This is a genomic window from Silvimonas iriomotensis, assembly GCF_014645535.1.
GTDB lineage: Bacteria > Pseudomonadota > Gammaproteobacteria > Burkholderiales > Chitinibacteraceae > Silvimonas > Silvimonas iriomotensis.
The window spans coordinates 282377-305955 of sequence record NZ_BMLX01000004.1 but is presented as its reverse complement, the minus strand read 5'-3'; the positions used below and the strand labels follow the sequence as shown (position 1 = coordinate 305955).

Genomic DNA, 23579 nt, shown 5'->3' with positions numbered 1-23579 from the left:
GCTCAACATAGCCACGTCGATCACTCCAGTACTCCCGCTCGTTACCTCGCGGGACAGTGTTCTACGTGGGTCAGTTTTCGGTGCAAATTACTGCATCAAGTGGGTCAGGTTTGGGTGCAAATCAACACCGCCTGGCTTTTTCGCATGGCATGACAGCACAAAAACTCGTTGATTGGGTTCTCGAACACTTCGAGCAATCTGTTTGTGACAAATACGGCTGGCACCAACGAAAACTATCGAGCATGTCACCGGAAGCTGAACAATGGGCGGCATGGCTGTCTGAGCTGACCGGAGTGGCATCACTTGACCGTTTGACCCTGGCGCCTTATCGCCATGTCCTCGGGACCCCAGGCCTTGCACCTAAATCGGACCGTTGGTGCCCACATTGCTTTTTGGAAGATAAAGAGAATGGAGAGACGCCATACTTTCGGCTCTTATGGGATATTGCCCCAGCAACGGTATGTCTGAAGCATAAAACTGAACTGGTCTCTATTTGCCCACACTGCCAGAAAAGCAACGTGAGGAACCGCTCGGCAATTACCGTACCTGGATACTGCACATCTTGTGGGAACTTCCTTGGCTGTGGCACACCCGCGGCCGCCGCCCCCGAAGCCATGTACGTGAGCCGACAAGTTGGAAAGATGCTTTGCAGCCGGCCCCAACTTGCACCTGAGGGTCTGGTTCCTCTCATCAAGACGGTGATTGAAACCATGGCGGACGGCAAGATGACTATTTTTGCCCGTCGTTATGAGTTTTCCAAAAGTGGGGTGTCCCATTGGTTAAATAATGGTGGTCAGCCCAGCATCAAGGCGTGGCTGACAATCGCACTCCATGGCGGGATTGATATGGAGAAACTGTTTAACGCTGAGGTCGCAGACTGGGTTATGCCAGAAAAGCCAGTCCAACTGACTTTACCGATGGCCGAATCGTTCCGTTCTGGAGTTCGTTCACGAGAACTCGATTGGGAAGATATCCGCTCCAAATTGCGAGTCATATTGGACAGAGCGGTTCCCATTTCCATCAACGAAGCAGCCGATGAAGTTGGTGTTGGACGTAAACACCTTTACCTCCAGGCTAATACCGAAGCACGTGCCATCGGGGACCGTCACCGCCGGTACCGTGCCGGGTGTTCTAACCAGCGAATTGCGGATTTGCGGCAGAAAATTGGCGAATTGCTTGAGGAGAGACTGGCTGAGGGTTACGCCGGAATCAGTGCCAGGGATGTTTGGACAGCGTTGGATGTAGAGACCCGGTCCGTATCGGGCATATTCGAACATATTGCCGCAGTGTTAGCAGAACGCATGTACTGACCCCACTGCCTCGACTCAAAACAAAAATGGGACCTTAAATGGTCCCATTTTTTATTCCTAAATACCGTGGCGAAGTCTGTTTGCTACCAAAAACAAGACCAAAGCCTTCCACTCTACTCCGTCCAAATCATAAAACCAAAATGTGGCCAAACGTGAAATTAAGCATAACGCGACCACCTGGCCACTTTATGGTTATCGGTACACGCTGCGTGCCCATACCCGGCAAAGAATCTGGTGGACCGAAGGAGGATCGAACTCCCGACCTCTGCATTGCGAACGCAGCGCTCTCCCAGCTGAGCTATCGGCCCGTAGCGGTCAATCTAGTCAGGCAGTTTCCTGGCGTCAAGCCAGGGACGGGCGGTATGCGGATAGCGCGCAACAAAAAAGCCCGTCAGGTGACGGGCTTTTTTTCTGGCATGCCGGGCGATCAGTTGATCTGGCCGTGGCAGTGCTTGAACTTCTTGCCAGAGCCGCACGGGCACGGGTCGTTGCGGCTGACACCGGCAAACGGGCTGGCCACGGCGCCGGCTGCGGCAGCGGTAGAGAGGGCTTCCTTGATCTTCTCTTCGTCGCCAGCGGCCACGGCAGCGGCCAGGTCGTCGTGGTGGAATTGCAGGGCACGTTCCGGCACGGCTTGCGGCTGGACAGCATCCACGTCGGCTTGCGAGCGTACTTGCACGCTCATGACGATCTGCACCACATCGCGCTTGATGCCACTCAACAGTTCGCTGAACAGCTCGAACGATTCGCGCTTGTATTCCTGCTTGGGGTTCTTCTGGGCGTAGCCGCGCAGATGGATACCCTGACGCAGGTGATCCAGCGACGACAGGTGTTCGCGCCAGTGTTGATCCAGATGCTGCAGCAGCACGGCGCGTTCGAACTGGCGGAAGGTCTCGATGCCGGCCTCTGTCGCCTTGGTCTCATACGCTTCGCGCGCCAGGCCAACCACACGTTCCTTGGCCGCTTCGTCCGACATGCCGGCGTCTTGCTTGAGCCAGTCAGCCACCGGTGCGGTCAGGCCATATTCAGCCAGCGCTTTTTCCAGACCAGCCAGATCCCACTGTTCTTCCATGGCCTGCGGCGGAACGTATTGCTCGAACAGGTCAGAGAAGAAGCCATCACGCATGGCGTGAATGGTGTCGGAAATATCGGTGCTTTCCAGCAGTTCGTTGCGCTGGGTGTAAATCGCCTTGCGCTGTTCGTTGGCGACATCATCGTATTCCAGCAATTGCTTGCGGATATCGAAGTTGCGGCCTTCCACCTTGCGCTGGGCAGATTCAATGGCGCGGCTGACGATGCCGGCTTCGATCGGCTCGCCTTCCGGCATCTTCAGTTTGTCCATGACAAACGCAACGCGATCGCCCGCGAAAATACGCAGCAGCGGGTCTTCCAGGCTCAGGTAGAAACGGCTGGAGCCCGGGTCACCCTGGCGACCGGAACGGCCACGCAACTGGTTGTCGATACGACGCGATTCGTGACGCTCGGTACCGATGATATGCAGACCACCGGCGGCGACCACCTGGTCGTGCACCTTTTGCCATTCCGCCTTGATCGCGGCAATGGCGCTGTCCTTGCCAGCGGCATCCAGGCTTTCGTCAGCCTCGATCACGCGGATACGCGGTTCAGCATTACCACCCAGCACAATGTCAGTACCACGGCCGGCCATGTTGGTGGCAATGGTCACCTGGCCTGGCGCACCGGCCTGGACCACGATCTCGGCTTCACGCGCATGTTGCTTGGCGTTCAGCACGTTGTGCGGAATCTTGACCTTGTCCAGCAGGTTGGAAAGGATTTCCGACTGTTCGATCGAGGTGGTACCCACCAGTACCGGCTGGCCGCGCTGCACGCAGTCACGGATGTCGGTGATGATGGCGTTGTATTTTTCGTTGGCCGTCTTGAAGACCTGATCCTGACGGTCCTGACGGATCATCGGGCGGTTGGTCGGGATAATGACCGTTTCAAGACCGTAGATTTGCTGGAATTCGTAGGCTTCGGTGTCGGCCGTACCGGTCATGCCGGAAAGCTTGCCGTACATGCGGAAGTAGTTTTGCAGCGTGATCGTGGCCAGGGTCTGGTTTTCCTGGTTGATCTCGACGCCTTCCTTGGCTTCCACGGCCTGATGCAGACCTTCAGACCAGCGACGGCCTGCCATCAGGCGGCCGGTGAATTCATCCACGATGATGACTTCGCCGTCCATGACCACGTAGTTCTGGTCACGGTGGAACAGCGAGTGCGCGCGCAGGGCGGCGTACATGTGGTGCACCAGCGTGATGTGCTGGGCGGAGTACAAACTGTCGCCTTCTGGCAAAAGACCCATGCTGACCAGAATCTGCTCGACCTTTTCATGGCCGGCTTCAGACAGCAACACGGTGTTGGCTTTTTCATCAACCCAGTAGTCGCCCTCGCCTTCTTCTTCGTCCTGGCGGGTCAGCTGGCCTGGCACGGCGTTCATGGCCAGGTACATTTCGGTGTTGTCGTCGGCCGGGCCGGAAATGATCAGCGGCGTACGCGCTTCATCGATCAGGATGGAGTCCACCTCGTCGACGATGGCGTAGTTGAGCTTGCGCTGAACACGCTCGCCCGTGCTGAACACCATGTTGTCGCGCAGGTAGTCAAAGCCGAATTCGTTGTTGGTGCCATAGGTGATGTCGCAGGCGTAGGCGGCCTGTTTTTCATCATGCGGCATCTGGCCCAGGTTCACACCGCAGGTCAGGCCCAGAAAGTTGTACAGCTTGCTCATGATGCCGGCATCGCGCTGGGCGAGGTAATCATTCACCGTCACCACGTGCACGCCGCTGCCAGACAGGGCGTTGAGGTACGCCGGCAAGGTGGCGACCAGCGTCTTGCCTTCACCGGTACGCATTTCAGAAATCTTGCCCTGATGCAGGGTGATACCGCCGATGAGCTGCACGTCGAAGTGGCGCATGCCCAGCGCGCGCTTGCCGCCTTCACGGCATACGGCAAAGGCTTCGGGCAGGATGTCATCCAGCGCTTCGCCCTTGGCTACGCGCTCGCGGAACTCCTCTGTCTTGGCCCGCAGTTGCTCATCAGACAGTGCCTGCATGGCGGGTTCAAGCGCGTTGATTTTTGTTACAACGCCACGGTATTGCTTGAGCAGGCGGTCGTTACGGCTACCGAACACTTTCTTGAGCAGATTGGAGATCATTTCCTGTTACCGGATGTTTTGCCGCGAAGGGCTTAATCTTGTTATGCCGGGGTCGATCATGGCCACCAGCCTGTTGAAACTTCAGCACCCGCCGCGTGCCGGGCCACGTGCGCCCGGCCAGATTCGTCAGTGGTACTACGAGAACGGCGGGCAGGTTTCCCTGGCCGCCGTTGTGAAAACCGTGCGTGAGTATCGCACCGATACATCACGCGTGTGCACAAGATAAGGCCAAAAGGCACTTTTTCCAGTGCAGAGCGCAATTCAGTTACATCATTGCCACACCTTGTGATACTGGCATGACGTCGTGATCAATCATGCGGACCTTCAGTACTGGCCACGGTCCCCACGTTGTTCTGCGTGTTCTGCGCCAGGAACCGCAAGGGGTTCTGCGCCACGCCGCGATACCGGATCTCGAAATGCAGATGCGGGCCGGTAGAACGGCCGGTACTGCCGATTTCAGAGATCACCTGACCGGCCTCGACATGGTCACCCACTTTCACCAGAAGCTTGCTGGCGTGTGCGTAACGGCTGGTCAGATTATTGCCGTGGTCAATCTCGACCATATTACCATATTGGGGGTGAAAGCCCGCATAGACCACCGTGCCTGCGCCGGCCGCCTTGATGGGCGTGCCCACGGCGCCGACGAAATCGAGCCCTTCATGAAACGCCTGATGGCCGTTGAAGGGGTCGATGCGCCAGCCAAAACTGGACGACTGCAAACCGCTGGTCAGCGGCGCCAGCGTGGGCAATGCAGTACCGGCCGGACGCAAGAGAATGTTCTCGGCCAGGCTGAACTGATCATACATATTGCCGATGCCGGCTTCGGTAGAGCCCAGTTGCTGCAGGAGTTCAGCGGCCGACATGGCGTGGCCGTGGGCCTCCATGCCGCCGCGTGGCACGGGTGCCGTTGCGGCAAACGGTTTGACGTCGATACCGGCCTTGGTGCCCACTTGCTGCGCCAGGCCGTCAAGCCGGATCAGCCGCGCCTGCAGTTCACCCAGGCGCACGGCCATGGCGTCCAGTTCTGCCTGACGCACTGGCTTGATCAGCGGCCACAACTGCTTGGGCGAGCTACCCGACAGCGACATGCCGACCGCCAGGCCCATGCCGCCGGCCAGCAGCGCCAGCGAGGCAGCCAGCGCCACCATCGGGCCAGTACCCAGGTGCAAGGCGCTGGAGTAACGATTTGAAATGAGAATAATATTCAAGGCGAAGGCTCCCTGAATGACCTTGCAATCGAGAAAAATGAAAAAAGGCCCTGTTTCCGGCTTCATCGGTCAGCACCGGGTGCTGAAAGACGCCGCGGCCCGCGTGGGCGAATATAACCGGATGCTCAAAACCTTGCAGGCGGCATTGCCACCTGAGGTGGCGCGGGCCTGCGTGGGCGCAGCATGGGCAGACGGGGCGTTGATACTGGGTGTGACCAGCGCGGCGGCAGCAACACGCATACGTTATGCCGCGCCGGAATTGCGCGATGTGCTGGCACGGGCTGGGTGGGAAGCTACCGCAATCCTGCCCAGGGTGCAAGCAGCGCTACGCGAGCAAAAACCCATACGCGCCAAAGACTTGAAGATGAACGGTGCCGCGTGCGATGCATTTGAGGCGCTGGCCGATACCGTCAAGGATGAAAATCTGGCAAAAGCGATCCTCGCTTTGGTCGATCATCAGCGCCCGCCACGCTGACTGCCAGGCGGGCAAAAACACCTGGTCGGCGGCGGCAAAAAAGGGCAAAAAAAAAGGGGCACCAACTGGTGCCCGCTAATCAGGGAGGAGATGAGCAAAAAATGCGCGAATTGCTCGCACATGCCCGATAAGACGTGGGGTCCGGGGCTTTGTTCCCAAGGGCCTGCGTAAATATTCACTTTTCATACGAACGGTTGTTTCATCACGCTGAAACAAGCACTGGCGCATGGCTCCCGCCGTTCATCCGCAACCTCCATTGACGGAAACCCCTGATGCCCATTTATTGCGGCCCAGAACTGGCGCTGATCCTGGAACACGCCGAAGCACTCCATCTGGCGCGTCAGGTGGCGGCCTGGCAAACCATCAGCGCGGATGCCGAGGCCCGCGTCATTCCCGTCGGGGGCGGCATTGCGGCATTTACCCGGCGCGACTTTGGCCGCAAGCTCAATCATGTGTGTGGGCTGGGGCTCAATGACACCGTCACCGCCGCCGATCTCTACGCGCTGGAAACGGCGTATGCCACGCTGGGACTGGGCACGGAGATTGATCTGTGCCCGCATGTCGATCCCGCCTTGCTACCCTTGCTGGCCGATCGCGGCTATCAGGTCAACGCCTTCAGCAATACCTATGTGCGGGCGCTGGATGATCTGCCGACACTGCCACCCCATGCCGGGCGCATTGAATGCCGTGACGAGGTGGCGGCAGCCGCCTTTATCGAACAATCCGTGCTGGGTTTTTCCGTGCAGCTGAGCACCCGCCCCGTTGCACTGCTGCAGGCGCTGGCCCGGATTGCCACGCAGCGTGAAGACACCCGCTTGTTCGGGGCCTGGCTGGATGGCCAGCTGGCGGGTACGGCCGGGATGGCCATCCTGCCCTCTGCCGCCGGGCCGGTCGCCCATTTATACATTGCCAGCACCCTGCCCGATTACCGCGGCATGGGCGTGCAACAGGCCTTGTGCAGAGCACGCCTGACCGCCGCCCAGGCCGCCGGTTGCCGTTACGCATTTGTCACCGCGCGGCCAGCCAATGTCAGCGCCCGCAACGCTGAGCGCGCCGGCTTGCGGCTGGCGTATACCAAGTCGACCTTTGCGCGTCCCGCGCCACTTCCGCTGGGATAAGCCATAATGCAGCGCAGCATGTTTGTCAGCGCCCGGGCAATAGACTCGGGCCGGCCTTCTTCTAATAATACTCAGTCCAGAACATAACCAAACCGCACGGAAACATCACATATGGACATGATTTTGCTGGTCAAATCCCTGATCATGGGGATCGTGGAAGGTATTACGGAGTTTCTGCCGATCTCCAGTACCGGCCACCTGATTCTTGCTGGTGATCTGCTCAATTTTCTGCCGGACAGCAAGGAAAAACGCGACGTCTACGAGATTTTCATCCAGCTGGGCGCCATTCTGGCCGTGGTCTGGGAATACCGCGCCAAAATCGGCGCCACGGTGGTGGGTGCCCGCCGTCCGGGCAAAGAGCGCAATCTGCTGTGGGCGGTGCTGATCGCGTTTATTCCGGCCGCTGTGCTTGGCAAACTCTTCAACGAAGTCATCAAGGCGCACTTGTTCAAGCCGGTGCCGGTGGCCTTGGCCTTTATCATTGGCGGTCTGCTGATCTTGTGGGCAGAAAAACGCCAGCACCGCGTACGGGTAGAGACGGTTGACGGTATTTCATTGCTGGATGCGCTCAAGATCGGGTTTGCGCAATGTCTGGCGCTGATTCCGGGCACCAGCCGCTCTGGTGCGACGATTATCGGTGGCCTCTTTTTCGGGCTGTCGCGCAAGGCCGCGACCGAGTTCTCGTTCTTTCTTGGCATTCCCACGCTGACTGCGGCCTCGCTCTACAGCATGTGGAAACTGCGTCACGCGCTGGATGCGGCAGACGCCGGCATCTTTGCCGTGGGCTTTGTGGCCGCGGCGATCAGCGCTTTCTTTGCCGTGCGCGGGCTGTTGCGGTTTATCTCTAACCACACCTTTGTCGCCTTTGCCTGGTACCGCATTGCCTTTGGTCTGATCGTGCTCTTTACCGCCTGGAGCGGGCTGGTGCAGTGGACGGTCTAAGGCCCTGACCGCTGGCCGTGACGGTGCCGCATGTCATGACATGCGGCTAGAATGGGGAATCGCTCCATTTCAACCGACAGGTGAACCGTCATGGCCAGAACGTATTCCACGATGTTGCCACTGGGCACGCCGCTGCCCGACTTCACGCTTCCCGATGGCGAAGGCCGTCCACATACGCTGGCCGATCTGGCCGGCAATTGCGGTTTGCTGGTCGCGTTCATCTGCAACCACTGCCCCTACGTCAAACACATCAATCCGGTGCTGGCCCCGCTGGGCGCGCAACTGGCTGAACTGGGCGTCGGCATGGTGGCAATCTCCAGCAATGATGTCGAAACCTATCCGGATGATGCCCCGGCGCTGATGGTGCAAACCGCCGCTGACGAGCGCTATACCTTCCGCTACCTGTACGACGAAACCCAGGACGCCGCCAAAGCATTCGGCGCTGCCTGCACGCCGGATTTCTATCTGTTCGATGCCCAGCTCAAACTGGTGTATCGCGGCCAGTTTGATACCTCCCGCCCCAATGTGGGCGCCCCCAGCGGGCAGGACATCCTGCGGGCCGTGAACGCGCTGGTGGCCGGCAAGCCGCCGCTGGCCGAACAAGTGCCCAGCATGGGTTGCAATATCAAATGGAAACCCGGCAACGAGCCGGCCTATTTTCAGTCCTGACCGGGTCCGCCACGCTTGTCTGTCACGCTAAAAATCTGTGAGCGCCTGTCTGATATTCCCGCGCCCGCGTGGAATGCGCTGGCCGGCGCGCACCCGGCCTTGCAGCACGCGTATCTGGATGCGCTGGAACAAAGCGGCAGTGTCGATGCCGACAGCGGCTGGCAGCCCTGTCATTTAACGCTGTGGCGCGATGACGAACTGGCCGGCGCGCTGCTGCTGTACCGCAAGTCTCATTCCTGGGGCGAATATGTGTTCGACTGGGCCTGGGCGCGGGCCTACGAACAGCATGGCTTGGCGTATTACCCCAAGCTGGTCAGCGCGATCCCGTTCAGCCCGCTGCCTGGCGCGCGCCTGCTGGCCCACACCGATGCCGACCGCCGCCTGCTGATTGAAAGCGCCATTGGCATCACCCGCGAACTGGGCGATTCATCGCTGCATATTCTGTTCCCGCACGAGGCCGATGCGCGCCTGGCCGCCGATTGCGGCATGCAATTGCGCGAACAGATCCAGTTTCATTGGCAGCGCGATCCTGCCTGGCACACGTTTGATGATTTTCTGGGCAGCATGAACCATGACAAGCGCAAGAAGATCCGCCAGGAACGGCGCAAGTCATTGTCCGGGCCGGCCGGCGAGATCACGGTCGAGCGCAAGTTCGGCGCCGCGATCAGCGCTGCAGACTGGGCGTTCTTTATTGGCTGCTACAACAATACGTATCTGGAGCATCGCTCCCAGCCGTATCTGAACCTGGCCTTTTTCCGGCAATTGCATGCCGCCATGCCAGAGTCCTGCCTCTTGATTATTGCCAGCCGCAATGGTCAGCCCATTGCCGCGGCGTTTGATCTGGTCGGGCCGGATGCGCTCTATGGCCGCTATTGGGGCGCGCAGTGGGATGAGGCCGGTTTTGTGCCGGGACTGCATTTTGAATTGTGCTACTACCAGGGGCTGGAGTTCGCGCTAGAGCGCGGGCTGGGCACATTTGAAGGCGGCGCACAGGGGGAACACAAGCTTGCGCGGGGCTTTCTTCCTGTCACCACCTGGTCGGTGCACTGGCTGGCGGATCGCCGCTTTGCCGATGCCGTTGGCCGTTTTCTGAAAAACGAGCGGCAGGCGGTCGACGAATGGGCTGAAACGTTATCAGCACAAACCCCGTTCCGCCATCAACCGTCCTGAGCATCACTGGCACTTGCGTCAGCTTTGTATGCTTTTATATTTAATAAATACCCTGTAGCCTTACAAATTCCAACGTCATTTAAAACGCTTTGTGCCGTCGAGTGAGGGGCCCACAATGAAGCTGCAAACCCGTGTCTGGATCATCATTGGGGCGGCGCTGGCCGGCTTGCTGATCAGTGCCGCAGTCGGCCTTGTCAGTCTGCGTCACGCCATGATGGCTGATCGCGAAGGGCAGATCAGAACCGCGCTGGAACAGGCCAACAGCATGGTGACCTACTTCCAGGAGCAGGAAAGCAGCGGCAAGCTCAGCCACGATGAGGCGCAACAGCGGGCCAAAGACGCGCTGGGCCACATGCGTTTCAAGGACATCTATTTCTTTGTGCGCGGCACTGACAACCGCATGATCGTGCACCCCAATCCGGATCGCGTGGGCAAGATCGACAAAGGCACGCGCATGCCGGACGGCCGGTTTACCTCTGAGTTGTATGACGAGGCACTGGCCAAAGACCGCATCGGCCTGATGAACATCCTCACGCCCAAGCCCGGCACCAAGGCGGAATTGCCCAAACTCAACGGCGTGATCCGTTTCGAGCCGTGGCAGTGGATCATTGGCGTGGGCTTTTTCATTGACGATATCGACACCAGTTTCTGGAACCAGGCCGGCGTGATGCTGGTGGTAGTGTGCGTGGTGCTGGCGATTGTCGCCGCGCTGCTGATCAGCATGTCGCGCCGGATTATCGGCCAGTTGGGGGGCGACCCGGGTTATGCGGCAGAGATCGCCACCGCCATTGCCGCGGGCGATCTGACCCGCCGCATCAAGGTTGATGGCCGTAACGACAGTTTGCTGGGCGCCATGAGCCGCATGCAGGATGGCCTGCGCGATATGGCGCAGCGTTTCAATGACGCCGCCAGCAGCCTGGCGCAGGCCGCGTCGTCACTGACGCAGCAGATGAACCAGATCAGCGAAGGCTCGCGCGCGTCGTCCGAGTTCACCGCCAGCACGGCGGCAGCGGTCGAAGAAATGACCGTGAGTATCAACCATGTGTCATCCAACGCGGGCGACAGCGCCGGCAGTTCGCAACATTCGGTCAAACTGGCGACCGATGGCGAGCGCCTGGTGCACGAAGCCGCTGGCGAAATCCGCCAGATCTCGCAAAAAGTGGGCGATGCGACCGGCCAGATCCACGGCCTGGTAGAACGCTCGCGCGAGATTGACGGCATTGCGCGCGTGATCCGCGAGATTGCCGACCAGACCAATTTGCTGGCCTTGAATGCCGCCATCGAGGCCGCCCGTGCCGGTGAACAAGGCCGTGGTTTTGCAGTGGTGGCCGATGAAGTACGCAAACTGGCCGAGCGCACGACCGGCGCCACCCAGGACATCACCCGCACCATTGAAGCCGTGCAGCGCGATACCGAACAAGCGGTGACCGGCATGACGCAGGTGACTGCGCAGGTGGAACACGGCGTAGGTCTGGCCGAACGGGCCGCGACATCGCTGCAGGAAATCAGTCAGGCCGCCGAGAACACCCTGGACAAGATCCGCGAAGTTGCCGGTGCCACGCGTGAACAAAGCGAGGCCAGCAACAGCATCGCCGGGCATATCGAACGCATTGCGCAGATGGTGGAAGCCTCGGATCACTCGGTCCACAGCGCGCTGGAGTCCGTACGCAAGCTGGAAACGCTGGCGCAGGACCTGCGCAGCACCGCCGGCCGCTTCCGGGTTTAAGGCCGGGACGCGGCCCCCGCCTGCCGCAGACGCTGACCCAGATCACGGGCGCGGATGGCGGCAGCGGGGTCGCCTTGCAGGGCGGCGGCCTCATACCAGCGCCAGGCTTCTGCCAGATCATGCGGCTGGCCTTCGCCTTTTTCATACATGGTCGCCACGATGTACTGCGCGCCCACATCCCCGCCTTCGGCCGCTTTCAGATACCAGCGCGCGGCCTGCACCATGTCTTTGGGCGCGCCGCGCCCCAGAAAATACTGGGTAGCGACACTGGTTTGCGCGTCAGTGTGGCCTTGTTGTGCGGCCAGCAAAAACCAGTGCGTCGCATCGACTTGCGAGCGTGGCAGGCGTTCTCCGTTTTCATACAGCAACCCCAGCGCGTACTGCGCCTGGGCCAGATGCCCTTCTGCCGCCTTGCGTAACCAGATGACGGCTTCGTCCCGCTGCACCGGCGTGCCTTCGCCGCGCCATAACATCATGGCGTAGTTGTATTGCGCCAGCGGTTTGCCCTTTTGCGCTGCGGCGCGGTAAGCCGGCAGCGCCCTGGCGTAATCGCCCTTCTGATAGGCCTGATACGCCGCATCATGGCTTGCTGCCGTGGCCGTACCCGCCAGCAAGGCCGCGATGAGGACGGGCAGAAAAGAGTGGGACACGCGATTGATCCGCTGCGGGACATGCCTTCAGCATAGTGCGGGAACCGGCGGGCGTGTGCGCCTCAGAACCCGATATCCAGCGTCACCAGATCGGTATAGCTGCCGGTGGCGGGCGTGGTCTGCGTTTTGATAATGCTGGCGCGGTAGTTGTAGCTCTGGGTGGTGACCGCATCATAAATACCCGGGTTGAGATCCGCGGCCGAGCTGCTGCGCCGGTCCGTGCCGGTCGGGCCCCAGCGGGTGCCATCCGGTTTATAGATGTCGTACTGCAACAGGCCGCCCGCCGTGCTTTTCATCTGCCGCACCGTGCCCGAATAATTGCTGCCGTTGGACATCCCCACCGTGTAGCTGGCGCTTTTGGTGCAGACCACCTGAACCGACTGGTTGATGTCGGCAAAGCCACTGACCAGCGGCGCCGAGCCAAACTGCACATCCGGCGTGGTCAGCACGCAATCATTTGCCACGCCAAGGCTGACCGCCACCGTTGATGTGCCCGAGCCCGAGACCACGAGGCAAGCCCCGGCCACGCCCAGATCACACAGTTGCCAGGTCCAGTTCAATGTGAGTGTGTCGGTGTAATTGTTGGCCGCAACCCGCGCGCCGGTCAGGGTGCGGATATACAGCGGCAAGCTGCCATCACTATTGTTGAAGAGCCCGAGCAGCCCCAGCAATGTGGTGCTGTTCCAGGTAATGCTGCTGCCGATGTTGTAGACCGAGCTGCAGCCCGAATCCTTGCAGATCACATAGGGTATGTAGTCTGTCCCGTTGCGCATGCGCGCCTGCGTGCCAGACTGGTTGGCCGAGCTTTGAATGGTCACCGTCACCACGTTGGTGCCCAGAATGGACACCACCGACCCCGTGCATTTGAAGCCGCTGGTGGCCGTGGTCGACTGCTGGTTGCTGTACACCGCGAACGAGCTGACCGCAGAGCCCAGCGAGGCCGTACCGCTACTGGCCGTGCAGCCTGCTGCCGCCGTGATCGCGCTTGCACCGCCGCACAGCAGGATCAACACGCCACGCGCCAGCCAGCTTCTGAATCTCATCTTGCGCTCCTTGTCACGTCTGCGGGCCGGCCGGCACACACACCAGCGGGCCGACCACGGCGGCCTGGCTCAAACGGGTATCGGCCTTGAATGACAACTCGCAAAAGCGGTCATCCGGCAGTTCTACCCGGACACGGTTGTCGGTCTGCAGATCATCGAAATACGCTTTGCCATCCCAACCCACAAACGCCACCCGGTTGACCGCACTGCCTTCCAGCAAGGTGACGCGCGTGCCAATCGGCAACGGATGGCCCTGGCCATCAACCAGCGTGATGATCGCCGCCACGATATGCCGCACCTGGAACTCCAGCAGATAGCCGCTGCCGGCGCGGACCGCCACCCGTTGTTCCACCGTGGGCGTGTCGTAATCCGGCGGCAGGTTGAGCGGGTCGATATCGTAATGCGCCGGATACCAGGAGGTGGTCCAGGGCACCAGCAAGTGGCCATTGCTATCCGTGCTGCCCACGTACTGGTTTTCGTAATGCACCGGCAGGTTGGGCTGGCCGTCGGTACTGACCAGCACAAACGATTCGTTCACGCGGTTGGTCAGGAACAGGTCGGAATCCATCACCACCACCGCGCCGGTCGCCTCGCCCCAGCGCGTGTAGTTGCCGCTGTTGCCATAGGCGCCGCCCTGCAACTGGGTGTAGCGGTTGCGCCAGGTCAGGTCAGCCTGGTGATACGCCGGCGCGCTGGTGCTGCGACTTTCGTTCAGCGTCCAGCCAAAGCCGCCTTCGGCGGGGACTGCGCGGCTGTAGTTCACCTGTTCCTGGTTGCCGGCATCAGGCACATGCTGCATACCGGCGGTGACCGTGCCCCAGTTATCCAGCGGCACCACCAGTTGCGCGGCGCCGGACCAGGTTTTTTCGGTCAGATCACGGTTGAGCGAGAGATAAATACTGCTGCTGCCCCACAAGCCCAGGCTCCATGACAGATTGACGAGGCGGGTCCGCGAACCGTCCGACGATTTGACATCAAAATAGCCGGCGCCCGCGTTGCCAAACCGGTCCAGCGAGACATTGGCCGTCACCTGGGTACTGGCGCGGGAGAAACTCCCCAGCTTGATATCATAAGCGGACAGATCGCCGTAGTTGATACTGCGGCCGATATACAGCGCGTTAAAGCTGAAGCGGCGATTGCTGAACTGATAGCTCGCGCTCATCTGGTTGCCGTTGTGGCTATTCAGATGACTGCCCGACGCCGAGAAATTGATCACGCCCGCCTGATCGAGCTTGAGCGCCACCCCGCCACCCGCCATGGCAAAGGACGGCGCGGCTTCGGCATGGCCTTCCAGCGTCAGGTTATTGGTCACCCCGACGCGGATGGTGCCGCTGCCTGCAGCATCGCCATAAGAAAAACTCTTCAGGCCGTAATCCATGCGCAACTTGCCGGCCGCAACCGAGAAATCCGTCTCGCCAGGGCGCAGCAAGGTAGTGGCGACGTAAAACGGAATGGTGGTGGATACCTGACGGCCCAGCGCATCGGTGGTGACCACCACGGCCTCGCCCGCGCCGTTGATATACGGCACGTTAGTCAGCGCAAACGGGCCAGGCTGCAACTGGGCGCTGCTGGATTTGTAACCGTTGATGAACAGGTCAACCGACGTCGGCACGGCGGTTTCGCCGGCAAAGCGCGGCAAGGGGTAGGTGATGACATCCGGGCGGATGGAGAAATCCCGCGCCACCTGGCCCCCGCCCAGGCGCACGGCGCTGGTCCAGGGCAGCGAGTTGGTCACCACGTCGCCGGCTTGCCAGGTCATCATGGTGTCTTCGTCAGAGTGCGTCAGCGTGGTGTCGTAACGGGTGTAGCCGTCGGCACTTTGCGCCTGCCCGGCAAACGAGCGGTGGTAAGTGCCGGTACTGGAAAACACGCCTTCATCATCAAACGCCCGGAACTCATGCCAGGCCGACACGCCCCCGGCGCCGATTTGCGGCTTGTTGGCGTAGACATCGTAGTTGAACAGCAAACCCGGGCTGGCGCGGGCCGGGGCGTGGACACTGGGCACCGCCGGCCCCACGTTCTGCGCCGGCAACCAGTCTGGCGGGACATCAATCAGCAATTGCTGGCTGGACTGCTGATAAATCACCCGGACCCCGGGAATGGTATCGACCGCGGCCCGCCCTTCGACCACGTCAAAGCGGATCCCGCCAGGCAGGTGCAGGCCGGATAAATCACCCAGCGCGACATAAAAGTGACCGTCCCGGTTTTCCACCGGTACCACCCTGCCTTCAGGCAATTTGTTGATGACCAGTTCCAGGTACAGCGCGGTGTCAGCCGGTGCCGCCAGCGCGCGCGGTGCCGGTGGCAAACCGGTACTGGCCGATTGCGTGCCGGCGCTGGTCAGCAGCAACGCCAGCAGCAGCCAGCAGGCGCAGCGGCGTGTTCCCGGGTTACAGACTGGTGCAGGACAATCTTCTGTCGCTGTCCGCATGGATCAGTTGGCGGATGTGATGACACCTGGCTGGCCCACGCCGTTGACAGTGGCGCGCATGACGGCCCGCGGTGCAACCGGCTGCGGCATGGGCCAGCGCATGGTGCCGCCTGCCAGCACATACCCCAAAAGACCATCCACCATATAAGGCTGCTGGCCTAGTACACCGATAGAGACCTCGGTCAGGCGGGCGTGGACCACGCCCTGGTTGCTGACTTCCAGCCAGTTTTTGCCATCCTCATGGATCGCCCGCCATGTCAGCCGTGGCACGCCCTGTTCTGCGGTCACCCGTTTTTTGCGCGGGTCTTCTTTCAACCATAAATGATCGCCATACACAAAGAGCGGCACCGAGTAGCGCATCTGGAAGGTAATGCCGGCCGATTGCGCATCACTGGCGGAATCCGCCTGGGGCGTGGCGGGGATTTCATCAATCAGCAGCCGGTAGGCTTCTTCGGTACCCGCTTTGGGCGCCTGCACCCGCGTCAGCCGCACCAGTTGCCGCTCACCGGGCGGAATCGAGGCAAACGGCGGGCTGGCAATGACGGAGGATTGTTCGGCATAGGTATCGTCTTTGCCGTTCTGGTTCCAGGCAAAGATGCGGATCTGCAGGGTCACGGCGTCGGCGCCGCGGTTCTCCAGCCACAAGGCACCGGCGCGGGCATCGCTTTCAATGACGGGATCAATGGGCCAGATCAGGACAGAACTGCCCGCGCAGGCAAGGCTGCAAGTGAAGGAGATCATCAGCGCAATGGCCAGGCGCCACGCGTTCCGTACCACCATGAGGTGCTCCGCAAGATCGGATAGGTTCAAATTGTCCAGTTGCTGTCTGTTTCACCACTGCAAGGTCACGACGACCTGGTCCTGATACGTGCCGGGACGCAAATTACCCGGCAATTGCACACGGCCGTAAATCGGCACCTGGATATTGGCCGAATTGCTGTAGGTGATCCCCGTTGCCGTATTCACCGGGATCGCCGCACTCATGGCCGCATTGCTGAACAACTGATAAACCACGGTATCGGTATTGCTTGTGCGCTTGAGCCGCCGGCCCGACGCGTAATTCTGGCCACTATCCACCTGCATGCTCAGCGCAACCCCCGGCGTGCAGGCCAGGGTAATCGAGGCACTCTGGTTCAGGCTGCTGGTGACCGTGGCCGTCGACAAGGCCGATTGCGTGCCGAAATCCAGCGTCCCCAGGGTGCCAAGGCTGGTCGGTGCGACGGCGTTGTTCACCTGGCAACCGGCTTGCACCGTGGCGTTTACCTGAAAGGTCGACGTTGTCCCCGCGCAGACGCAGGCGGCCAGCCCTGTCCACAAGGCAAGCACCACCGCGCCGCGCCGTAGCAGCGGCAAACAGTCCATCGCGCATCTCCTGGCTGGCTTGTGGCGTGCAGGTCAACAATGCGAGGTGAAGCTGAATATCAGCCGGTCAGAAATTGAGCTGAACGGCAATCACGTCGGAATACGTACCCGGGGTCAGCCCGGCCACGCCGACGGCGCGTCCATAGATATTGACGGTCTGTGTCGTCCCGTCTTCCGTGATGTTGACTGAAGAACCGCTGGCCAGCACGGTGCTGTAGCCGGCATCTGAGTAAATATCGTAGGGAATGAATTTGCCCGCGCCGTTGGCCATGGCGCGACCGCCGCCGGTCACCTGGGCGTCATGCAGCCCGGCCTGGAAGGTCAGCGTGGCGCCCGAACCCGGTGAGCACTGCACCGCGATGGCGCCGCTGCCGCCGTTGACCTGGGCTGATGCCGTGCTGAACAGCGTGGTCTGGCTGCCAAAGTTCAGTGAGCCGAAGTTGACGCCGGTGGAGGTCGTGCTGCCATTGACCTGGCACGCGGCCGTCAGCGTCATGGTGGAATTCACCTGGCCGGTTGTCGTGCCGCCCATGGCGATGCCCGACAGCGCCAGTGTCAGTACCGTGCATGCTCCAAGCATTATCTGGACAAGGTGTTTCATCTCAACCCCCGGTCGATCTGTGCATGGGCCCTTGCGGGCCGCGTCCATGCTTTCGTTTTCCCTGCCGGCACCACGGGCACAGGCCCGCGCCGTGAACACATCAGAAATTCAAAGTCATCAACAGCGTGTCTGCATACGTGCCTGCCACCTTGGCGGTGGACGGGTTAGGCGTGACCGCGCCGTAAATCGGCACCGTCACCGCCGAGCCGTCTTGCGGCACGTTGAAGGTCTTGGGGGTGCCAATGGGGTAAGTCACACTGCGCGCCGGGTTCTGGAAAACCTCGTACGCGACCGTGTTTTGCGCATAACCCAGCGTGCGGTTACCACGCAGACCACCATCCACCGTCACCGTAAATGCCGTAATGCCCGGTGCGCAGGTCACCTGCAATTGTCCGGACGTACCCTGCCCCGATAAATTGGCCGCCAGCGGGCTATTCCAGGTAGGCGACACCGTACCGAAATCCAGCGTGCCCAGATTGCCGATACTGTCGTTACCGCTGGCCCCGTTCGTGACCTGACAACCGCTCGATACCCGCAGCGCGACTGCAATCTGGCCGGTAATGGAACCCGCATGCGCAGCCGTGCCCCACGCGCCGATGCCCGCCGTCGCCAGCACCACCATGCTTGTCGTGGAACGCCACATGAGCAAACTCCCGTAGTCGCGCCAGCCGCGTTTGAAACGGGCCCGCACGCTACTTTTCACTCTCTGATAATCGGTTTTCTGGCACTGACGTTGGCAATCTGCAAGCAAAAATCAGGTCATGCTGGCCAATCCTGCAAGTTTTGACAGGTATTTGTGCCCCAAAACGGGTCACGCCGCTGATATATTTGCAACAGAAAAACTTGTAAAAATCAAACAATTAGCGCGATCTCTGGCTGTGCCAGCTCAAGCCTGATTGCGGTGTGTTTGCCACTTGCTTCAATCCCGGCACGTCCTTCCTGGTGGTCTTTGCCGCAATGGCCGACCTGACCACCTGCCACCAAACCCATGAATCCAAAGCAGTTTTCTGCGGGCAGCCCGGTTTTTGCTGATATATAGCAAAATATTATTTAATAAACGTTTGTTATTCCGTTTAGATTATATACGACGCCAGAACCTGGTTGAGCAAACCCGGGTTTTCGCTGGCGTAAACCGGTCTCCATGCTGTTTGCAACCGCAGTCTGATTCATCCACTAAACCGGGCCCGGCCAGGTCGGGCTCGCCTCTTAGACGCATCAGGAAGGAATACATCATGAGCGAAATCACCCTCCACCCGGTCGCCGGCCGCATTGGCGCTGAAATCCGCGGCCTGCAACTGTCTGGCGATCTCTCCAGCGACACCGTTGCAGCCATCAAGGACGCGCTGCGTCAGTACAAGGTGATCTTTTTCCGTGGGCAAACCCTGGATGATGTCGGCCAGCAAGCCTTTGGCCAGTTGCTGGGCGATCCGGTCGCACACCCGACCGTACCCAGCGTGGACGGCACCGATTATGTGCTGGAGCTGGATTCCGCCCACGGCGGCCGCGCCAATAGCTGGCATACCGACGTGACGTTTGTGGACGCCTATCCGAAAGCGTCGATCCTGCGCGCCATCAAGGTGCCGGAAGCCGGCGGCGACACGGTCTGGGCCAATACCCACACCGCCTACACCGACCTGCCCGAGCCGCTGCGCCAACTGGCCGACAATCTGTGGGCCATTCACAGCAACGAATACGATTACGCCGCCTACCGCACCGACGCCAGTGCCGAAGCGCTGGCCCGCTACCGCAAGGTGTTCACGTCCACGCTGTACGAAACCGAGCATCCGGTGGTCCACGTGCATCCGGAAACCGGCGAGCGTCACCTTTTGCTGGGGCACTTTGTGCAAAAGTTCAAAGGCCTGACCACGCACGACTACAACCATCTGTTCGCCGCGCTGCAAAGCCACGTCACCCGCCTGGAAAACACCGTGCGCTGGCGCTGGCAAGCCGGTGATGTCGCCATCTGGGACAACCGCGCCACCCAGCATTACGCCATCAATGACTACGGCGACGCCCACCGCGTCATGCACCGCGTCACCGTGGCCGGCAATGTACCGATCTCGCTCAATGGCGAAAAAAGCCGCACCCTGCACAAGACGCCCAACCCGGCAGCCAACGCCGACGAGGCCCAGCAGGAACGCGCGGCCTGAGGCCATCCGTTGTTGCCGACTCCATCATCTGGCCGGGCTTGCCCGGCCTTTTTTTGCCGCCGGGCAATCGCGGCGGGCCCGGGTATGCCCAAAGCGGCGGGTTTACACCGGCATCCGGTTGATCTCTGAACTCTCCAGCACCGTGTGCGCGTTCCCCTGGCGGGCGAGGGCAAGCATGACTTTGCCGATCTGTTCCGTCGTGCTGACCTGGCCTGGCAACAACTTGCGCAATACCGGCAGCACCGGCCGCGCCAGCGTGTAGAAAATACGATAGGACTTCGTTTTGGAGGTCGCACCGTGCAATGGCTGGATGATCCCCGGCCGCAGCATGTACGCGCCCTTGAACGGCAGCGCCAGCAATGCGTTCTCTGTCGCCCCTTTCACCCGCGCCCACATCACCCGGCCTTTTTCAGTGCTGTCTGTCCCGGCGCCGGACACATAGATAAACGTCATCTGCGGGTTCAGACGCGCCAGCAATCTGGCCACGGTCAGGGTGTAGTCGTAGGTGATCTTGTGATAGTCCGCCTCGCTCATGCCGCTGGACGACACGCCAAGGCAAAAGAAGCACGCGTCATAGCCACTGAGCGAGGCCTCATGCAGGGCCAGTTTGCTGGCGTCCGGCACTTGCAGTTCGCGCAGCCTGGCGTGCGACAAGCCCAGCGGGCTACGGCCGACGCTCAAGACCTGGCTGACATCTGCGGCGTTGAAACACTCGCGCAGCACCCCTTGGCCCAACATGCCGGTACCGCCAAAAACCATGACTTTCATCCGCGCTTCTCCCTGTGCAAAGGTGGCCCGTCACCCACTGGCCGATTGTCGTAGGGCAGATGGCGGCTGACCGGTCCTTTTAAAGTACGGCAGATCAACTACATTGGCATCTTTGTACGGCGCAGCCAGACGCATGCCGGCTATATCAAACACGCCATAGCCAGCCGGTGCCGCCCTGGTTAGCCTTGCGCATGCCCGCGTTCAAGCGCCGCCCTGACGATCTCAACGGAAAGCCCCATGCCCGGATTTGCTTCAACCCCGTTTGTACCCGCTTTGCTGAGCGCCGCCATCGCGCTGTCGGCAGCAGCGCCTGCCCTGGCGGCAAAAACCAGAACACCAAAGACTCACGGCCAGCCGGTCAAGGTCATGATCATTTCCATGTTCGGGCCTGAAGCGCAGGTCTGGCACGATCACCTGCGGTTTGATCGCAAAACCGCCATTCCCGGTTTCTCGCCCGACTACCCGGCAGTGGCCTGCACCAGCGACGGCATTTGCCAGATGACCACCGGCATGGGCCACACCAACGCCGCCGCATCGGTCTCGGCACTGGTGTGGTCGCGCCAGTTTGACCTGAGCAAAACCTATTTCCTGATCGCCGGCATTGCCGGGATCGACCCGCAACAAGGCACCGTCGGTTCAGCCGCCTGGGCCCGGTATCTGGTGGACTTCGGCATCCAGTGGGAACTGGACGCGCGTGAAGCGCCGGCCGAGTGGCAAGGCGGTTATCTGGGCATCAACACCAAATCGCCCTCCGAGAAACCACCGCTGGATTACCGCACCGAGGTCTTCCAGCTCAACGAAACGCTGCTGCAACGGGCCGTGGCGCTGTCCAAGGGCGTCGAACTGGCCGACAGCAAAGAGGCGGCCGCTTTCCGCGCCAGATACACCTATGCGCCTGCCAACCAGCCACCATCGGTTATCCAGTGCGACACGCTGGCGGGCGATACCTGGTTTTCCGGCACCCGCCTTGGTCAGCGCGCGCGTGATTTCACGAAGATCATGACCGATGGCAAAGGCACCTACTGCACCACGCAGCAAGAAGACAACGCCACCTATGAAGCCCTCAAACGCGGCGCGGCCGCCGGCCTGGTTGATCTGAACCGGATTGCCGATCTGCGCACCGGCTCTGACTTTGACCGCCCGCCCGAGGGCATGTCTGATGTCGATAACCTGCTGAAGTATCAGGAACAGGGCGGTTTTGTGCCGGCCGTACAGAACCTGTACCGCGCCGGTTACCCGCTGGTGCATGCCATTGCCAGCGACTGGCCGCACTGGAAAGACGGCGTGCCCGCCCAGTAACATCGCCCGTCCCGCCAGCTTCATCGTCACGCGGTGTTGAACGCAAGAAACGGAGTGCGCCTTGCCGTCACGCCGCGTGATGATGTCCGGTTTACCCATCCTGCAGGCTTGCCATGACCACCGCCACACCCGTGCCGGACCGCTGTGCCTGGTGCACCGGTTCTGCCGACTATCAGCATTACCACGACCATGAATGGGGTTTTCCGGTGGATGACGACCGCCGCCTGTTCGAAAAGGTCTGCCTGGAAGGCTTCCAGGCGGGTTTGTCCTGGATCACCATCTTGCGCAAGCGCGAGGCTTTTCGCGCCGGCTTTGCGCAGTTCCGGATCGAAGACGTGGCCCGCTTTGGCGAGGCCGATATCCAGCGCTTGCTGGCCGACCCCGGCATTGTGCGACACCGGGGCAAGATCGAAGCCACTATCAACAATGCCCGGTGCGCGCTGCAACTACTGGAAAAAGAAAACTCGCTGGCCGCGTATTTCTGGCGCTATGAAGCCGCCCCCGGCAGCCGCCCCGCACTGATCACGCCAGAATGGCTGCGTCAGCAAACCACCTCGGCCGAATCCATTGCACTTTCGCGCGATCTGAAAAAAAAGGGCTGGCGTTTTGTCGGTCCCACCACCATGTATGCCTTGATGCAGGCCATGGGCCTTGTGAACGATCACGCGCAAGGTTGCGTGATTCGCTCAAGGGCGCTCGCTGCCCGCGCCGCCTTTACCGTACCGCAGTAAAACCGCACCTTTGACGCGGCGCCTGCTGGCCATGGGCGGCGCAGCTGTGAAACATGTCATCAGGTGACGTCGTGCCAGACAAACACCGACAGACGAATCAGATCGCCTGCTTATACATTGTTCGTTTCAGCCCCATAAACACAACAGGAAGCATTCATGTCCATCTCGCTTTATGCGTCGTCGGTTCCCGTCATCAAACAAATGCTGGCCAGCCTGGATCACCTGCTCGCCAAAGCCGAGGCCCACGCTGCCGCCACGCAAACCAACCCGGCCGACCTGACCACCGCCCGGCTCTTCGAGGACATGTTCCCGCTCACCCGCCAGGTGCAGATCGCCTGCGACTTCGCCAAAGCCATGGCCGGCCGCCTTTCCAGCAGCGAAGTCCCGCGCTTTGACGACACCGAACAAACCCTGGCCGAACTGCGCGCCCTCATCGCCAAAACCCTGGCTTATGTGAACAGCATTGAACCCAGCCGTTTTGAAGGCGGCGAGCAACGCGAAATCGTCATCCGCCCTGGCACCGAACACGAACGCAAGTTCAACGGCCAGGCCTACCTGCTGAACTACGCCATGCCGCAGTTCTACTTCCACATCACCACCACCTACGACATCCTGCGCCACAAGGGCGTGCCGCTGGGCAAGAAGGATTTCCTGGCGGGGGCTGCTGGCTGAGCGGCTTTTGCGGTATCGAATAAAAAACGGCAGGCCTGGCGCCTGCCGTTTTTCTTTTCATGTCTGGTTTTATTTCCGCCTTATTCTG

General features: G+C 60.6%; 22 protein-coding genes and 1 tRNA gene. 12 read left to right on the top strand and 11 right to left on the bottom strand.

Translation table 11 applies throughout. The annotated features are described in order from the left end of the window. Positions 1-65: 65 nt before the first annotated feature. Positions 66-1310 carry a TniQ family protein gene (locus IEX57_RS15880; protein ID WP_188705330.1) on the top strand — a complete coding sequence of 415 codons (1245 nt, stop codon included), beginning with the start codon at positions 66-68 and terminating at the stop codon, positions 1308-1310. A 232-nt stretch (positions 1311-1542) separates the two neighbouring features. Here IEX57_RS15880 and IEX57_RS15875 read toward each other — a convergent pair. Beyond that, a tRNA-Ala gene (locus IEX57_RS15875) sits at positions 1543-1618 on the bottom strand. Positions 1619-1737: 119 nt separating this feature from the next. Continuing rightward, positions 1738-4476 (bottom strand): preprotein translocase subunit SecA, encoded by a 2739-nt coding sequence (secA, locus tag IEX57_RS15870; RefSeq protein WP_188705328.1) that lies wholly within the window; start codon positions 4474-4476, stop codon positions 1738-1740. Between the two features lie 58 nt (positions 4477-4534). Here secA and IEX57_RS15865 point away from each other — a divergent pair, with 58 nt between their 5' ends. Further along, on the top strand, positions 4535-4702 hold the full coding sequence (locus tag IEX57_RS15865) for a hypothetical protein (RefSeq protein WP_188705326.1): 168 nt from the start codon (positions 4535-4537) through the stop codon (positions 4700-4702). 82 nt (positions 4703-4784) lie between these two features. On the opposite strand, the gene IEX57_RS15860 is transcribed toward IEX57_RS15865, so the two are convergent. Further along, positions 4785-5684 carry a M23 family metallopeptidase gene (locus IEX57_RS15860; protein WP_188705324.1) on the bottom strand — a complete coding sequence of 300 codons (900 nt, stop codon included), beginning with the start codon at positions 5682-5684 and terminating at the stop codon, positions 4785-4787. Positions 5685-5700: 16 nt separating this feature from the next. Here IEX57_RS15860 and IEX57_RS15855 point away from each other — a divergent pair, with 16 nt between their 5' ends. The 6 genes from IEX57_RS15855 (at position 5701) to IEX57_RS15830 (ending at position 11784) form a co-directional block, all read left to right on the top strand. Next, entirely contained in the window at positions 5701-6159 is a 459-nt protein-coding gene (locus IEX57_RS15855; RefSeq protein ID WP_188705323.1) for a DciA family protein, read from the top strand. Between the two features lie 272 nt (positions 6160-6431). Further along, positions 6432-7277 carry a GNAT family N-acetyltransferase gene (locus IEX57_RS15850; protein ID WP_188705321.1) on the top strand — a complete coding sequence of 282 codons (846 nt, stop codon included), beginning with the start codon at positions 6432-6434 and terminating at the stop codon, positions 7275-7277. Between the two features lie 111 nt (positions 7278-7388). Next, entirely contained in the window at positions 7389-8219 is an 831-nt protein-coding gene (locus IEX57_RS15845; protein ID WP_188705320.1) for an undecaprenyl-diphosphate phosphatase, read from the top strand. Positions 8220-8309: 90 nt separating this feature from the next. Then, positions 8310-8888 (top strand): thioredoxin family protein, encoded by a 579-nt coding sequence (locus tag IEX57_RS15840; protein WP_188705319.1) that lies wholly within the window; start codon positions 8310-8312, stop codon positions 8886-8888. A 15-nt stretch (positions 8889-8903) separates the two neighbouring features. Further along, positions 8904-10058 (top strand): GNAT family N-acetyltransferase, encoded by a 1155-nt coding sequence (locus IEX57_RS15835; RefSeq protein ID WP_188705318.1) that lies wholly within the window; start codon positions 8904-8906, stop codon positions 10056-10058. Between the two features lie 115 nt (positions 10059-10173). After that, positions 10174-11784 carry a methyl-accepting chemotaxis protein gene (locus tag IEX57_RS15830; protein WP_188705317.1) on the top strand — a complete coding sequence of 537 codons (1611 nt, stop codon included), beginning with the start codon at positions 10174-10176 and terminating at the stop codon, positions 11782-11784. Here IEX57_RS15830 and IEX57_RS15825 read toward each other — a convergent pair. The 7 genes from IEX57_RS15825 to IEX57_RS15795 form a co-directional block, all read right to left on the bottom strand. Further along, positions 11781-12434, bottom strand: a complete 654-nt coding sequence (locus IEX57_RS15825) for a tetratricopeptide repeat protein (RefSeq protein WP_229709058.1) — start codon at positions 12432-12434, stop codon at positions 11781-11783. The two genes, IEX57_RS15830 and IEX57_RS15825, sit on opposite strands and share 4 nt — an antisense overlap. A gap of 62 nt (positions 12435-12496) precedes the next feature. Continuing rightward, positions 12497-13477 (bottom strand): Csu type fimbrial protein, encoded by a 981-nt coding sequence (locus tag IEX57_RS15820; protein ID WP_188705316.1) that lies wholly within the window; start codon positions 13475-13477, stop codon positions 12497-12499. A 13-nt stretch (positions 13478-13490) separates the two neighbouring features. Beyond that, a complete protein-coding gene (locus IEX57_RS15815) occupies positions 13491-15827 on the bottom strand; it encodes a fimbria/pilus outer membrane usher protein (RefSeq protein ID WP_229709057.1) in 2337 nt (778 codons plus the stop codon). Between the two features lie 84 nt (positions 15828-15911). After that, positions 15912-16688 carry a fimbrial biogenesis chaperone gene (locus IEX57_RS15810; RefSeq protein WP_188705314.1) on the bottom strand — a complete coding sequence of 259 codons (777 nt, stop codon included), beginning with the start codon at positions 16686-16688 and terminating at the stop codon, positions 15912-15914. Between the two features lie 51 nt (positions 16689-16739). Next, positions 16740-17270 carry a Csu type fimbrial protein gene (locus IEX57_RS15805; RefSeq protein ID WP_188705313.1) on the bottom strand — a complete coding sequence of 177 codons (531 nt, stop codon included), beginning with the start codon at positions 17268-17270 and terminating at the stop codon, positions 16740-16742. Positions 17271-17337: 67 nt separating this feature from the next. Further along, on the bottom strand, positions 17338-17850 hold the full coding sequence (locus IEX57_RS15800; protein WP_188705312.1) for a Csu type fimbrial protein: 513 nt from the start codon (positions 17848-17850) through the stop codon (positions 17338-17340). Between the two features lie 121 nt (positions 17851-17971). Then, the gene (locus IEX57_RS15795) at positions 17972-18514 is read right to left on the bottom strand and encodes a Csu type fimbrial protein (RefSeq protein ID WP_188705311.1); all 543 of its coding nucleotides are present in this window, start codon (positions 18512-18514) and stop codon (positions 17972-17974) included. A 589-nt stretch (positions 18515-19103) separates the two neighbouring features. Here IEX57_RS15795 and IEX57_RS15790 point away from each other — a divergent pair. Beyond that, positions 19104-20021, top strand: coding sequence for a TauD/TfdA dioxygenase family protein (locus IEX57_RS15790; protein WP_229709056.1), 918 nt, complete (start codon positions 19104-19106; stop codon positions 20019-20021). A 102-nt stretch (positions 20022-20123) separates the two neighbouring features. On the opposite strand, the gene IEX57_RS15785 is transcribed toward IEX57_RS15790, so the two are convergent. Beyond that, the gene (locus tag IEX57_RS15785; protein ID WP_188705310.1) at positions 20124-20789 is read right to left on the bottom strand and encodes a Rossmann-fold NAD(P)-binding domain-containing protein; all 666 of its coding nucleotides are present in this window, start codon (positions 20787-20789) and stop codon (positions 20124-20126) included. 237 nt (positions 20790-21026) lie between these two features. Between IEX57_RS15785 and IEX57_RS15780 the strand changes: the two genes are divergently transcribed. From IEX57_RS15780 to IEX57_RS15770, 3 genes are all read left to right on the top strand, one after another. Then, the gene (locus IEX57_RS15780) at positions 21027-22088 is read left to right on the top strand and encodes a purine-nucleoside phosphorylase (protein WP_188705309.1); all 1062 of its coding nucleotides are present in this window, start codon (positions 21027-21029) and stop codon (positions 22086-22088) included. A gap of 113 nt (positions 22089-22201) precedes the next feature. Beyond that, a complete protein-coding gene (locus tag IEX57_RS15775) occupies positions 22202-22819 on the top strand; it encodes a DNA-3-methyladenine glycosylase I (RefSeq protein WP_188705308.1) in 618 nt (205 codons plus the stop codon). Positions 22820-22975: 156 nt separating this feature from the next. Then, on the top strand, positions 22976-23491 hold the full coding sequence (locus IEX57_RS15770) for a DUF1993 domain-containing protein (protein WP_188705307.1): 516 nt from the start codon (positions 22976-22978) through the stop codon (positions 23489-23491). Positions 23492-23579 lie beyond the last annotated feature (88 nt).

Excerpts from the sequence above, each read along its gene's own strand:
- IEX57_RS15785 (WP_188705310.1), bottom strand. The coding sequence starts at position 20,789 with ATGAAAGTCATGGTTTTTGGCGGTACCGGCATGTTGGGCCAAGGGGTG.
- IEX57_RS15865 (WP_188705326.1), top strand. The coding sequence starts at position 4,535 with ATGGCCACCAGCCTGTTGAAACTTCAGCACCCGCCGCGTGCCGGGCCA.
- IEX57_RS15795 (WP_188705311.1), bottom strand. The coding sequence starts at position 18,514 with ATGTGGCGTTCCACGACAAGCATGGTGGTGCTGGCGACGGCGGGCATC.
- secA (WP_188705328.1), bottom strand. The coding sequence starts at position 4,476 with ATGATCTCCAATCTGCTCAAGAAAGTGTTCGGTAGCCGTAACGACCGC.
- IEX57_RS15790 (WP_229709056.1), top strand. The coding sequence starts at position 19,104 with ATGAGCGAAATCACCCTCCACCCGGTCGCCGGCCGCATTGGCGCTGAA.
- IEX57_RS15850 (WP_188705321.1), top strand. The coding sequence starts at position 6,432 with ATGCCCATTTATTGCGGCCCAGAACTGGCGCTGATCCTGGAACACGCC.
- IEX57_RS15800 (WP_188705312.1), bottom strand. The coding sequence starts at position 17,850 with ATGCTTGGAGCATGCACGGTACTGACACTGGCGCTGTCGGGCATCGCC.
- IEX57_RS15840 (WP_188705319.1), top strand. The coding sequence starts at position 8,310 with ATGGCCAGAACGTATTCCACGATGTTGCCACTGGGCACGCCGCTGCCC.
- IEX57_RS15780 (WP_188705309.1), top strand. The coding sequence starts at position 21,027 with ATGCCCGGATTTGCTTCAACCCCGTTTGTACCCGCTTTGCTGAGCGCC.
- IEX57_RS15855 (WP_188705323.1), top strand. The coding sequence starts at position 5,701 with ATGACCTTGCAATCGAGAAAAATGAAAAAAGGCCCTGTTTCCGGCTTC.
- IEX57_RS15810 (WP_188705314.1), bottom strand. The coding sequence starts at position 16,688 with ATGGTGGTACGGAACGCGTGGCGCCTGGCCATTGCGCTGATGATCTCC.
- IEX57_RS15770 (WP_188705307.1), top strand. The coding sequence starts at position 22,976 with ATGTCCATCTCGCTTTATGCGTCGTCGGTTCCCGTCATCAAACAAATG.
- IEX57_RS15820 (WP_188705316.1), bottom strand. The coding sequence starts at position 13,477 with ATGAGATTCAGAAGCTGGCTGGCGCGTGGCGTGTTGATCCTGCTGTGC.
- IEX57_RS15805 (WP_188705313.1), bottom strand. The coding sequence starts at position 17,270 with ATGGACTGTTTGCCGCTGCTACGGCGCGGCGCGGTGGTGCTTGCCTTG.
- IEX57_RS15845 (WP_188705320.1), top strand. The coding sequence starts at position 7,389 with ATGGACATGATTTTGCTGGTCAAATCCCTGATCATGGGGATCGTGGAA.
- IEX57_RS15830 (WP_188705317.1), top strand. The coding sequence starts at position 10,174 with ATGAAGCTGCAAACCCGTGTCTGGATCATCATTGGGGCGGCGCTGGCC.
- IEX57_RS15775 (WP_188705308.1), top strand. The coding sequence starts at position 22,202 with ATGACCACCGCCACACCCGTGCCGGACCGCTGTGCCTGGTGCACCGGT.